4 protein-coding genes, 1 tRNA gene and 1 pseudogene are annotated in these 13,510 nt (G+C 58.5%); 2 read left to right on the top strand and 4 right to left on the bottom strand.

Annotated elements, in window-relative coordinates; genetic code table 11:
- Positions 1-97: 97 nt before the first annotated feature.
- From G486_RS22640 to G486_RS0116640, 4 genes and pseudogenes are all read right to left on the bottom strand, one after another.
- Positions 98-436: pseudogene (locus tag G486_RS22640) on the bottom strand (transposase); the annotation flags it as partial.
- A gap of 54 nt (positions 437-490) precedes the next feature.
- A tRNA-Arg gene (locus G486_RS0116650) sits at positions 491-567 on the bottom strand.
- A 94-nt stretch (positions 568-661) separates the two neighbouring features.
- Positions 662-2,161, bottom strand: coding sequence for a M14 family metallopeptidase (locus G486_RS0116645; RefSeq protein ID WP_245587354.1), 1,500 nt, complete (start codon positions 2,159-2,161; stop codon positions 662-664).
- A 563-nt stretch (positions 2,162-2,724) separates the two neighbouring features.
- Positions 2,725-4,491: a DEAD/DEAH box helicase gene (locus G486_RS0116640; protein ID WP_027016555.1), complete on the bottom strand. Its 1,767-nt coding sequence runs from the start codon at positions 4,489-4,491 to the stop codon at positions 2,725-2,727.
- Between the two features lie 266 nt (positions 4,492-4,757).
- Here G486_RS0116640 and ettA point away from each other — a divergent pair, with 266 nt between their 5' ends.
- Both ettA and G486_RS22635 read left to right on the top strand, forming a co-directional pair.
- Positions 4,758-6,419, top strand: a complete 1,662-nt coding sequence (ettA, locus tag G486_RS0116635) for an energy-dependent translational throttle protein EttA (protein ID WP_027016554.1) — start codon at positions 4,758-4,760, stop codon at positions 6,417-6,419.
- 1,008 nt (positions 6,420-7,427) lie between these two features.
- Positions 7,428-13,510 (top strand): cadherin-like domain-containing protein (locus tag G486_RS22635; protein WP_034388163.1); only part of this gene is annotated, 6,083 nt, incomplete at its 3' end.

The raw sequence follows: 13,510 nt of genomic DNA, 5'->3' as shown, positions 1-13,510 counted from the left end.
GTGTATTGCGCACGCACTTGCTTGTATGCCATTTCTTGCTCCATTGACGTGATTTTCAACAAAGCTAAGCACTACACTTTTCGGGGGCAAGGTCACTCAGGCTCCTGTCGGCGGGATGGAGTGTTTGAAGATGCAGGGCAATTTGCTGAGGCGACCAGCGTAGCAGCAGGTGTTCATGCACCACTTGAAACAAGGCGCCATCGCGGTGCAGCTTGGGGCGGGGGCGGCTGTGCAGACGGCGATTTCTGCAGCGTTGCTGGGCAAACTTGCTGACGTAGCCTGCACCTCCTGCGTTGCGCTCAATCTCTCGGCTGATGGTGCTTGGACTGCGTCCCAGGGCTCTGGCTATCGCTCGGATACTTTGCTTTTGCTGCAGACCCAACGCTATTGCATGGCGCTCTGCTTCGGTGAGTTGTTCGTATGTTTTGGCTATCAAAGTGGCCTCAATTCTGAAGGGTGTTGCACTTCAGATTTGAGGCCGCCGTCAATTTGGCCTGCCCGGAGGGACTCGAACCCCCGACCTATTGCTTAGAAGGCAATTGCTCTATCCGGTTGAGCTACGGGCAGTCGCGCTGGGTGAAGAGTAGGCGGCAGCTCTTCGACGCGCATCATACCTTTACTGGCGACGGGCTTTGGAAAAGCCTGGTGCTTGCTGCAAGATTTAGTCGTTTTCTTCCTCGAAAACCACGGATGGCGGGGTGATGACGCGCGCAAGGTCTCCCAGGCTGGGCAGCAGGCCCTGGGCGGCATAGCTGTAGCTGTTGTCGGGCTCGAGCGCGGCTGCGGCCAGATTTGCCAGAGGCTGGTTCAGAGAGACATAGAAGCTGCCCTCGGATGCATCGACAGAGCCGCGAGTGAGCGTATAGCCAGAGTTACCGTCGATTGTGCGGGTTTCGTTGTAGGAGTCGGCAATGAGCTGGCCAGCCTCTGCCACACGTAGCACTTGAAGGCCCATGAGCCGCAGCTTTTCTACTGCCGGTAAGGCATTGGCGGAAAGCCAGTAGCCGCAAGGACGAGGGCGCGTGAGCGTGGGCTTGGATTGCAAGGCAGAGTTCCAGTCCACGCGTACATTGATATCGGCTCCGCTATCGGGCTGGAGCATGGTCAGCGTGCGCTGCTCTGGCAGGGTGCGAGCTTGCACTACCAATTGTTGGCGACAGGCCATCGAAGCTGTGTCTCTGGCCACAAAAGTTTGAACCTGATTCAATTCCTTCGCTCGTTCGGCCGTGTTCAGCAGGCTGCGCGAAACGCTGGTCACTAGAGTGTGCACGCGTCGTTGTATGTGAGCGCGTCCCAGGTCAGAGCCTCGGCTGCTGATCGTCAAGGCAGCAGAGTTCTTCAGACCGCTGGTATTACGCAGGTTTGTGGGCGCAATACTGCCCATGGATAAGGCCTTATCCTGAAGGTCGGCACTGGTGCTGTAGTACCACTCATTGGTGAGTTCTGCCTGGGTCAACGCGTTGCGCAATGGCTGGGCATACCACTCACGCTCAGCCTTGGCGACAAACTCATGGAGGTTGGGAGTGATTGAGTACTGAAGAAGGCTGTCGTAAGACTGTATGGCGTGGTACTTTTCTACAAAGCGACCCATGGCTGGGTATTCGTGTAGATCAAGCACTGCCATGGGCCGGTAGTCGCGTGTGAGGGCAGCCAGAGCGCGCGCTTCGGGGGTTCTCAACAGCAGATGGTCCTCGTCCAGGTCTGTTCCATCGGCCGTATTCCGAGAGCCCTGGGCGGCTCCGTCAGGATTGGCACGGGGCACAAGTACTACGTTGATGCGATCAAGCAAAGGCTCAAGCAAGCCCCCGGGGGCTAGCTCGCGGGCTATGACCAGTAAAGCCTCGGCTCCCGCAGGCTCGTCACCGTATTGCTGGCCTACGATCATGACCGTAGGCCGACCGCTGGCATTGAGGGCCGCAGGCTGTATGCCAACGGTGCGCGTGGCGATCAAGGCCTCGATGGGCTGACCTTGTTGAGAGCTTCCTGCCTGTACCAGGCCTAGGCGCGTGCTCTTGCCCAAGGAGCTGTCTGCCTGAGCCCGCAGCCAGGCCGATAGTTCTCTGGCGCTGGTGTACTTGTTGCGTATAAGGCCCGGAGTTTCATAAAGCGTGGCAGGGTCCGGAAAGCGTGCTCCCACTGCAGCCGAATAGGGCAATGGCATAAGGTCCGTACGTGGCGTCACAGGCTGAGTTTGAGCCTCGCCAGTATTGGGCCGCGTGGTATTGCTTTCTGGGCGAGCCGAGCTTGCGGAGGGTCCCTGGTTTGCGGGCCATGGCGGTAGTACGACGCTGGAGCATGCACTGAGCAAGGCTGCTCCTGCCAGCACCGACCATCTTGGCAGCCCGGAGAACCTGTTGTAAGCAGGAGATGGCTTTTGAAGAGGAGATGGGCGGAAATTCAGCACAGTCATGAAGAGCCTTGGTAACCAGTCGTGTGATAACAAGCGGTAGATATTACCGACTGCAATGGGTTCGGGATCATAGCCATGGAGGCTTGCGAAGGGCTGTCACTATCTATTGATAAGCACTAAATCAAACGCCGACTTTGTCAGTGCGTTCGTCGTGCGCGTGTACTGCCTGGGCTCCGCATTCGCATGTGCAACTGATCTGGGAATGGGGTAAGCCTATAGCAAAAAACCAGGAGCTGCATACGCAGCTCCTGGTCCTGGGGGGAGGCTAATACTCACATGTCTTACATGAAACTGTATAGCCACTCCGTTCTGGTTTAGCGAAAGCCGCCGCGTGAGTTGCCGCGGTTGCCTCCGCCGTTACGGCTGAAGCCGCCACCACGGCGGCCGCGCTCGGCCATGGTGTCTACGCTGGTCCGCATAGGGTCGGGTTGCCCACCGTTGTTGCTGTTGCTGCGAGGAGGTGCATTGCGAACATGGCCCATCTGTGTACCAAGGTGGGCATCGGCACGCGGAGGCTGGTCTTCAAAGCGGCGATTGCCAAAGCCTTCACCTGTTGGGCGTGGGCTGCGTTTGCTGGTGCTTTGATTTTGGCTGCTCCGATTGTTGCGTGTTGCGCCATTGCCTGCACCGCTGCCCGTTCCATTGGCGCTGCTGCCATTGGCTCCTTCAAAGCGGCTCTTGCGTGGCCTGCTGCTGGGGCGCTGGCGGCTGGCTGCGTCGCCCTGGGGCGTTTGTGCGTCACCTTCCTGGCCCGAGACATTCTTGCGTGGGGTTCGTGCGCGATCGCCTTGTGTGGTCTTGTTGGTGCGTATGCGCTCCATCATTTCCTGACGTGCAGCTTTGGCTGCAGCTTGCATGACCTCGCGACTTGGCGGTTTTCCTGCTCCGCCCCAAATCGTTTGACGGCCCATGGCAATGGGCTCGGCACACTCGCCTTCATCGGGGCCAAAGCCCTCCAGTGGAACGACGGGAATCTGCTGCTTGGTAAAGCGCTCGATTTCCATCATGAAGCCTTCCTCGTCCATGCACACCAGACTCACGGCATGGCCTTCGCGGCCTGCACGGCCGGTTCGGCCGATACGGTGGACATAGTCTTCGGGGACGTTGGGGATTTCGTAGTTCACCACGTGTGGCAGCTCATCGATATCGATGCCGCGGGCTGCGATATCGGTGGCGACCAAGGCGCGTAGCTCGCCTGTCTTGAAGCCGGCCAGGGCCTGAGTGCGGGCACTCTGGCTCTTGTTGCCGTGCAGCGCCATGGCGCTGATGTTGTTCTTGGTAAGAAACTCAGCTACGTTGTTGGCGCCAAACTTGGTACGCGTGAACACTAGAACCTGGCTCCAGTTGTTCTCATTGATGATGTGCAGCAGAACCTGCTTTTTCTTGGCGCGCCCAACAGGGTGAATAACTTGGCTGATGCGCTGCACCGTGGTGTTGCGGGGAGTCACCTGAATGCTTTGTGGGTCGTGCAGTAGAGAGTTGGCGAGTTCACGTATGTCGTCGCTGAACGTGGCCGAAAACAGCAGACTCTGCTTGTTCTTGGGTACCAGAGCCAGGACTTTCTTCACATCGTGAATAAAGCCCATGTCCAGCATGCGATCAGCCTCGTCAAGTACCAGGATCTCTACCGTAGAGAGGTCCATGAAGCCTTGCTGCTCCAGATCGAGCAGGCGACCTGGTGTGGCTACAAGCACGTCGACCCCCTTGTTGATGCGGTCGATCTGTGGCTTCATGCCCACGCCGCCAAAGATCACCGTTGAGTTGATGTCCAGGTATTTGGCGTAGCCGCGCACAGACTCTTCAACCTGCGCAGCAAGTTCGCGTGTGGGCGCCAGCACCAGAGCTCGAATACCCTTGCCGCCGAATTTGTTACGTGGAGCCTGACCTTGGGCCAGACGATGGAGCATGGGTAGCGTGAAGGCTGCAGTTTTTCCCGTGCCGGTCTGAGCGCCGGCCAGCAGATCATGGCCGGCCATGACGCTGGGAATGGCTTGCGCCTGGATGGGAGTCGGGGTCTCATAACCCTGTTCGAGAACGGCCTTGACAATGGCTGGAGCCAGATTTAATTCTTCAAATGTCATTTGGTCAGATGCGCCTTTCCTAGGCGCAAGGTATCAGCCTGTCGTGACAACCAAAGCAAGTTGCCGGGCCAGTCGAAGGCAGATGAGGTTCAAGGATGGGAGCCCGGAACTTGTGTCCATCGTCCCCAGCTGAAATGCTGATGTTGCAAGTAACTGGAGCTCACAACAAGGGCTATTGTCGCATGCGCCGATAATCATGGCTGGAACGCAAGCAATTTGCTGCCCGGTTTTTGCAAAAATCTACGACACAAAGTACTCGAACCAGAATGGCTCAATACGTTTTCTCTATGAATCATGTCACCAAGACCGTGCCGCCCAAGCGGCAGATCTTGAAAGACATCTCTCTCAGCTTTTTCCCCGGCGCCAAGATTGGTGTGCTGGGCCTCAACGGCTCGGGCAAGTCTTCGCTGCTCAAGATCATGGCTGGCGTGGACAAAGAGTTCGAAGGTGAGGCACTGCCCATGGCCGGCCTGTCCATAGGCTATCTCCCTCAGGAGCCTCAGCTCAATCCCGAACACACGGTGCGCGAGGCTGTGGAAGAGGCTATGGCCGAGGTCAACAATGCGCGTGCGCGCCTCGAAGAGGTGTACGCGGCCTATGCCGAACCTGATGCCGACTTCGATGCATTGGCCGCAGAGCAAGGCGAGCTTGAAGCCATCATCGCGGCTGCTGGCACAGACTCGGAGCATCAGCTTGAGATCGCGGCAGATGCATTGCGCTTGCCGTCCTGGGATGCTGTCATTGGCAAGCTCTCCGGTGGCGAAAAACGCCGTGTGGCGCTGTGCAAGCTATTGTTGTCCAAACCCGACATGCTGCTGCTGGACGAGCCTACCAACCACTTGGACGCAGAGTCCGTGGAGTGGCTGGAACAGTTCCTGCACCGCTTCTCAGGAACTGTGGTGGCCATTACCCACGACCGCTACTTTCTTGACAATGCCGCCGAATGGATTTTGGAACTTGACCGAGGTCATGGCATTCCCTACAAAGGCAATTACTCCGAATGGCTGGTGCAAAAGGGCAGTCGCCTGGAGGCCGAGCAAAAGGGTGAGGAAGCCCGAGCCAAGGCCTTGAAGAAGGAGCTTGAGTGGGTGCGCCAGAATGCCAAGGGCCGTCAGGCCAAGAGCAAGGCCCGTATTGCACGCTTCGAGGAGCTCAGCGATTACGAATACCAGCGCCGCAACGAGACCCAGGAAATCTTCATTCCTGTGGCCGAGCGCCTGGGCAGCAAGGTCATTGAGTTCACCAATGTCACCAAGAGCTTTGGCGATCGTGTGCTCATCGACAACCTGTCCATGAACATTCCGGCTGGTGCCATCGTCGGCATCATTGGCCCCAATGGGGCAGGCAAGTCCACGCTGTTCAAGCTGATTGCCGGGCGCGAGCAGCCCGATTCGGGTACGGTGGATATTGGCCAGACCGTGAAGATGGCCTTTGTGGATCAGCATCGCGACGCGCTGGGCAACGATAAGACCGTCTGGGAGGACATATCGGGCGGGCTGGATATCATCAATGTGGGCAAGTTCCAGATGGCTTCGCGCGCCTATGCTGGCCGCTTCAACTTCAACGGGCAGGATCAGCAAAAGAAGGTCGGCAATCTCTCCGGTGGTGAGCGCGGTCGTCTGCATCTGGCCAAGACGTTGATTCAGGGGGGCAACGTGCTGCTGCTGGACGAGCCCTCGAACGACCTTGACGTGGAAACCTTGCGCGCCCTGGAGGATGCCTTGCTTGAATATGCAGGCACCGTGCTGGTGATCTCCCACGACCGCTGGTTTCTTGATCGCATCGCGACCCATATCCTGGCAGCCGAAGGGGACTCCCAGTGGGTGTTCTTCGACGGCAACTACCAAGAGTATGAGGCTGACAAGAAAAAACGTTTGGGTGAGGAGGGGGCAAAGCCCAAGCGCATGCGTTACAAGGCACTCAAGTGAGATAGACAGGGCATCCCGGGTGGTCGAGTTTGATCACTTGGGACTTGTCCAACGCATGGCGCGTTCATAAAAGGCTTCCTCGGAAGCCTTTTTTATTGGTACGTGGCAGAGATGCTATGGAGCGTTCATCTGGCCTCAGAGGCTAAATTCCGGCAAGTTTTGGGCCCTATTCGATCTCAGGCCATCGTGTATGCATAACTGCAGCGCCTGCCGCCCAGGCGCAGGATGGGCTGCCCCGGCAAAGTCATTGTCTGACTGCTTTTGAAGTCAGGCTGCGGGAAGGGGGAGTTTGTCTTGGATCAGGAAACGGTCTTTATCTTCGGGTCTGTGAAGGAGCGTCTTTGACGCAAGTCTCGATCTTGGAAGTCTTGAGAAGCCAGGCTTTCGAATTTCTGTGGGTCAGATTTGAGTCTGGCTATGACTTTGCCGGTTGGTGGCTACTTTGAATGGAGTGCAAATGGGTTCCTGAAATTCAGAATTTTCTGAAGCACTTTTTCCATGCGGTGTGAAAACAAATTTTCAATTGTTTTAAATTGTTATGATGCGTCCCGGGAGGAGGTTGCCTAGGGTTTTTCCCAGGTCGGACATGATGAATGGGTGCTGAGTCATTGCATAGAGCCATCAAGGCCGTTTTCTTGTTTCATCCCGGCAGCGTTCCCTGGAGGCTGCCAGTCAATCATGCCGTAGATGAGTGCAGCGTCTCTTCGAGCTGCTTCGCCTCCTCTGCAGCGGTCACCTGGTTCATGCCCTTCGCAAGGCATAGGGCCCACTACTTTCCCAGGCAGATACTCCCCAGCATTGGCTGACAAGAAGCCTTGCCCGGGCTGTCTTTCTGCTGCTTCGAAAAGGCTGATGCAGTGCGCACGGCCATCTTGAAGAAACCTCCTTTGTTTCATTTCAGAGTCAGCAATCGCGCCTGAACCTTGCCCGGGTCTTCATGTCGGAGCGGGGCGGTTGGAGTGCTGGCTCGAGTTGTTTATATAAAAAATCAATCATCAAAGGCTAGTCATGAGGGAAAAGAAAATACGTCTTCGCTCCGTCAGTCGCGCTCTCGCGCTGGAGCCTCGCCTGTTGTTCGACGGTGCAGGGGCCCTGGCCGCTGCCGATGCCGCGCAGCCAGACTCGGATCAGCTTGCGGCTCAGTCGTCCGCGCATGAGGCTGAAGTCGATCAGGTCCTGTTCACCAGTTTTGCCGCGCCTGTCACGGTTTCTTTTTCCGTGGTGGATGGCAAGTCTGCAGGGCCCAGGGTCACGTCGGAAGACGAGCCTTTGAAGATCGAGGACATCACCCTATCCGGCAATGACCTGGATCCCGATGACCCCGTGACTCTGGTCATCATCACCCAGGGGGGAACGTCCAGCCTCAGCGGCCAGGATGTGGCTGTGACGGGCGATGGGACAAGCGAAATATCGGTCACCGGCAAGCTTGCGGACATCAATCAAGCCCTGAAGTCGTTGACCTATACGCCAGATCAGAACCAGAACAGTGCAACCACAGGCTTTGATCCTCGCATCACGCTAGTCGATGAGAATGGCAACCGGCTGGACCTGGTGATCTCGGTCACGCCGGTCAATGACGATCCTGTGCTTTCGGATCAAATGCCTCTGGAGGTCAGGGAAGGAGAGACCCGGTTCTTCAGCCTGGAGCAATTGGCGCCTTCCTGGGAGGCTCTGGATGTGGACATCCTCACAGGACAGCAGGTCAAGGAGCAACTGGTTCTGATCATCGACAGCCTGCCCGAAGAAGGTGAGCTCACCTTCAATGGAGGAGCGGTTGGTGTGGGGCAAGTGATTGCGGTCACGGATCTGGACAAGCTCAGCTACAAGGCCAGTGGCAAGGATCTGGGAAGCAAGGAGTCTTTCACCTTTCAGATCACGGTCAAGGATGGCGGTGGTGGCGAGGCTTCGGGCAAGATCAGTATTGACGTGCTGCCCAAGAACCTCAAGCCCACGGTCGGCAATACCGACCAGCAGATCGTCGAGGGTGAGACCAAGGTTGTTGCCCCGTCGATCGATCTGGGGGATGCCTTTGATAGCTTGCTCACGGCCGAGATCGTGATCGATCAGGTCGTGACTGGTGGGCAAGGGGAGTTCTTCTTTGACTTCGATGGCGACAATCGCATCGGCGAAGACGAAAAGCTGGTGATCGCAAGTGATGGCAAGCTGGTACTGACCGAGCAGCAACGTACCAATCTGGACAAGCTCAAGTTCAAACATAACGGCAACGAGCCCAATGCACCGGGGACAATTGCTCCGTCCTATCGAATTACGGTCACAGATGCTGGAGGGGGCGAAGGAGAGAGCGCCAGGCTGTCCAGTGAAGCCACCACGGTGACGCTGCATGTGATTCCCAACAATGACGACCCCACGCTGGACAACGCTCATGCCAGCATCGATCAGCCTTTGCGGGTCGAAGAGCGCACAGGTTCGACTGTCGCCAACCTCCAGGGCTTGCTCAAGGTCGAGGATGGTGACTACGATGCTTCGAAGCCTGGTCAGAAGACACCTGCGGAGCAGCTGGTCTACACCATAGGAGCGCCGCCCAGCCAGGGAGAGATCCAGTTGTATGTGGGCGGCGCTCAGGGCTATGGAGGCGATGGCTGGATCACGCTGGGCGAGGGCGGACGCTTCACTCAGGCCGATGTGGATGCAGGCCACGTGCGTTACTACCAGACCACGAATGTGGCTGTGGATACGCCCGATGTGTTCACATTCTCGGTGCGCGACTCGGCCTTTGGCTATGAGATCGATGCAGATGGTGTGAACACGGGCCGCCTCAGAGAAGGGGCGGTCCGAGACGCCAGTGGCAATGTGGCCGATAACCACTTTCACATTCTCATTCAGGCATCGCAAGAGACGCCCACCCATGCCGATTACGAGGGGGAGCCTCGCCCCCCGACGCCAGGCTATGGTGATGAGCATGTGGATTACGACTTCAAGGCCGTGGTCGTCAACCCTGGCAACAATGCCGCAGGCGCCAACGGTATATGGAACGAGGGCAACGTCGGTGCAGCCGATGGCGGCTATGTCATCAGCCAGCAGATGCTGGATTACGAAATCCACCGCAGCTTCGACAAGAATGGCGTCTCCACCACCTTGGTTGTGCCCGCCAATGAAACGGTCTACACCGTGACCGCGCAGCCGCCCAACGGCCAACTGCAGCAAAAGGTGGGCAATCATTGGGTGGATATCCAGACCAACGGCCAATTCACGCAGCAGCAGATCAACGACGGCGAAATACGCTTTGTCAGCGATGGCAGCGAGCACCACACGGCGACCTTCGGCTTTACGGTCAGCGATGGCTCGTCCAAGCAGCCCTTCCAAGGGCATTTCAGCATCGATATCACGCCCACCAATGACCGGCCTACGGCCCATGGCGGGACGGTCCAGGTGCAGGAGGGCGCGGGCCAGACCGTATATCTCGGCAGCAATGTGGTGGGCATGGCCGACGTGGACAAGAGCCTGGATCCAAACAAACAGACCATAGACGAAGGGGTTGAGGACTATCTGTGGTTCCAGGTGACCAAGCTGCCCGAGCACGGCAAGCTGGAGCGCTGGAATGGCAGCGCCTGGGAGGGCGTGGTCGTGGGTGAGTGGATGCCCAGCGAGCTGTTGAATACATCTGTCGGTGGTGAAGGTTCGGGCCTGCGCTATGTGCACGATGGCAGCGAGCCGCTGGCCTATGCTGGCGGCAAGCCCGTGGTGAGCTTTGATTACCTGGTTCGTGATGACCTTCTTGCACCTGCAGGTGGTCCGTTCGTGGTGGACCTCAGCAGCCCCGCAGACAGCAGCAACACTCTGCAATCCAACATCAGCGAGAAGCCTGCAACGGTCACGATCAACATCGTGCCCGTCAACGATGCGCCGCTGATCCAGGTCACACCCAAGGAAGATGCCCCTCATATCGATGACACCATCAGTGGTGGCGGAAAGACCGATGCGTTCAACAAGCTGCTTGAAGTCGATGAAGGCGGCAAGGTCACCATTGACAGCGGCTACCTGGTCGCCATAGACCGGGACAACACCACGACCCAGCGTCAATATCAGCTGACCACGCTGCCCGAGCATGGCCAGCTCATGCTGGGTGGAAAGGTGCTGGGTCTGGGGTCGACCTTCACCCAGGCAGACATAGACAGCAATCGGCTGGAGTACAAGCACAACGGCGATGAGCCCGACGACCTGACGGTTGATGGCTATAACGACTTCTTCAAGTTCCAGGTCAGCGACGGTGCAAAGACCACGGTGGAGGGCAGCTTCTGGATTGCCGTGATCCCTGTCAACGACGCACCCACCATCGAGGCTCATCCCGGCAACCGGCCTACGAATGGCAATCAGCAGAACCTGTGGGTGATCGACTCGGCCAATGGCTGGACCGACATGCCCAAGGTGGTGATTGGCGATCCGGATCTGGCCAACGGCTTGCAAGGGCAGGAGAAGGACTACATCAAGGTCACGGTGGAACTTGACGATGCCTCAGGCCTGTATGCCAATGGCATGCTGCAGATCAAGGGGCAGTCCGATGGCGGAGACCTGCAGACGCTCAGGATTTCCGGCAGCGACAGCAGCCGCCTGGTGCTCGAAGGCAAGCTGGAGGATGTGCAGCACGCGCTGGATCTGCTGCAGGCCAAGTCCAAGGGACTGGCCAATGGTGGCGATGCGGACAAGAGCGGGCTCAAGCTCAGGCTCACCGTGGACGACCGCCTGGACGGCGGCGGTGCCAATGGCGGCGGAACCAAGAACTCCGATGGCACGCCGTTCTCCGACGAGAACAACACGCGCAGCATGGAGTTCAACATCGCGGTATCGGAGAGGAATGACCCTCCGGTCATCGCCTTGCCTGCGGACAGCCGCTTTGTGGTCAATGAAGACGTCCAGAGCCTGCTGGCCGGGCTGTCCTTCAGCGACGCCGATGACTTCGGCATCGGCCAGTACACGCTGACCCTGGATGTGGCTCACGGTACCTTGAAGGCCGGCGGCGAGAGCGGCAAGCACATCGTGCTCAGCGGCAGCATGCAGCAGCTCAACCAGGCCTTGGCCAATCTTCAGTACAAGGCCGACTCCAACTTCAACGGCAAGGACAGGCTCAGCATCAAGGTCAACGACAACGGCGGCTTTGGCAAGGACGATGCCAGCACCTTGAACGGCGAGGACAGCCAGGACGTCGATATCTTCATCCGCCCGGTGAACGATGCCCCGGTACTGACTTTGCCAGGGGACGGCACAAGCGTGCCGGTCACCAATGGCGGCTATATCTTCAGCAATGCCAATGGCAATGCAATCCAGGTCGCTGATATCGACGCTGAAGACCCACTCAATGATGGCAAGGGCGCAGGCCATCAGCTGGCCGATCCGGACAGCATTTTCACGGTGACCCTGTCGGCCAAGGATGGCGAGGGCAACCCGGCTGGCCTGATCAGCTTCGAGCAGCAGCCTGTACCTGCAGGCGTCAGTGTCACGCTGGACGCTGGCGGCGAGAAAATCGTCAAGGGCTCGCTGGCGGCAGTCAATGCTTTCCTGGCCCAGGGTGTCAAGTTCACGGCAAATGATGCCAACCTCGATGGCGCAGTCACCTTCAAGGTGACGGTCAATGATGGTGGCAATGGCGGTGAGCTTCTGGAGGACGATGATCTTCATGAGGATGGCATCGGCGACGGTCTTGAAGACAGCAAGTCCATCGTCTTTCTCGTCACAGATCAGAACTCTGCGCCGACGATCACCCTGAGGCCCGACAAGCCGGTTTACGAGCAGGGCAGAAATGCGGGCATAACGCTGGATCCCAATGCAGACCTCAGCGATGCCGAGCTGGACCTGTTCAACGACTGGGGCGGTGCGGTCTTGACCATTACCCAGGAGACGGGCACGCCTGGCGGCGAATTTGGCTTTACCAGCGGTGTTGAGGTGAAGGGCAGTGCCATCTTGGTGGGCGGCAAGCATGTTGCCGAAATCGAGGCGAATGCCGATGGCGAACTCAGCATACGCTTTGTCGGCAAGGCCAGTTCGGCCGAGGCGGATGCGGTTCTCAAGGCCGTTACCTACAAGAACGAAAATCCGGGCGTACCGCGCGAGATCACGCTGAATTTCCTCATCGTCGACGGCAACCCCAATGGCGGCACGGACCAGGAACAAGGCACGGGCCAGGATCAGGGCAGCGGCGGCCAGATGCAGGGGCGCGCCAGCCTGACCGTCATCATGGATCGGGCCGTGGGCCTTGACATGAGCAGCCCCGACCTGACGGTCTATGAAAACTCTCTGGTGGGGGGCACAGGGACGGGCACGGTCAGCGGTAGTTTCACCGTGACCGTGCCTGACGGGCTGGCCGATAGCGCTGCCATTACCGTGGGCGGCAAGGCCTTGAGCAAAAGCCAGGTCGAGGAGCTGGCCCAGAGCGACAAACAGCAGACCATCGACACGGCTTATGGCACCCTGGTCCTGAACGACTATGCCGCGAATGCCGATGGCACGATCACCATTTCCTATACCTATGTGCTGGACACGGCTCCGACAATAGCCGGCACACAGACCACGGACACCATCGGCGTCAAGGTCAGGGACGTGGACGGAAGCAGCAAGACGGCGGCCATAGGCGTTGTCATCGTCGATGATGAGCCTACGGCCACGGCCGACAGAGGCAGTGTGGACGAAGGCGCCACGCTGACGGTGGATGTCAAGGATGGCGTGCTCAGCAACGACAACCCGGGCGCCGACGGCTGGGCCGGCACGGGTGCCGTGGTGGGCGTGGCTTCGGGTGCAGATGCCAGCGCAGCCGTGGGTTCTGGCGTGGGCGTGGCAATCCAGGGAAGCTACGGCACGCTGACGCTGCATGCCGACGGCAGCTACACCTATGTGAGCCGAGGCGACAGCATCACGGGCGATGTGATCGATGTGTTCAGCTACGTGGTGCGCGATGCCGATGGCGACGAAGCCACGGCCACGCTGAGCATTGATGTCAGAAACATCAGCCTGGTTTCGACCGCAGCCGATGGCACGGTCAAGGAAAGCGGCCTCGCAGGCGGCTCCACCGAAGGCAGCGGCCACAGCGTGGACAAGCAGGACCTGGGCCTGCCGGCGGGGCACAGCGCCGTGCCCGCTAG

It is taken from the genome of Comamonas composti DSM 21721, assembly GCF_000429845.1.
In the GTDB taxonomy this organism is placed as follows: domain Bacteria; phylum Pseudomonadota; class Gammaproteobacteria; order Burkholderiales; family Burkholderiaceae_C; genus Comamonas; species Comamonas composti.
Note: the sequence above shows the minus strand (reverse complement) of the source record. Positions and strands in the feature narration are given on the sequence as shown.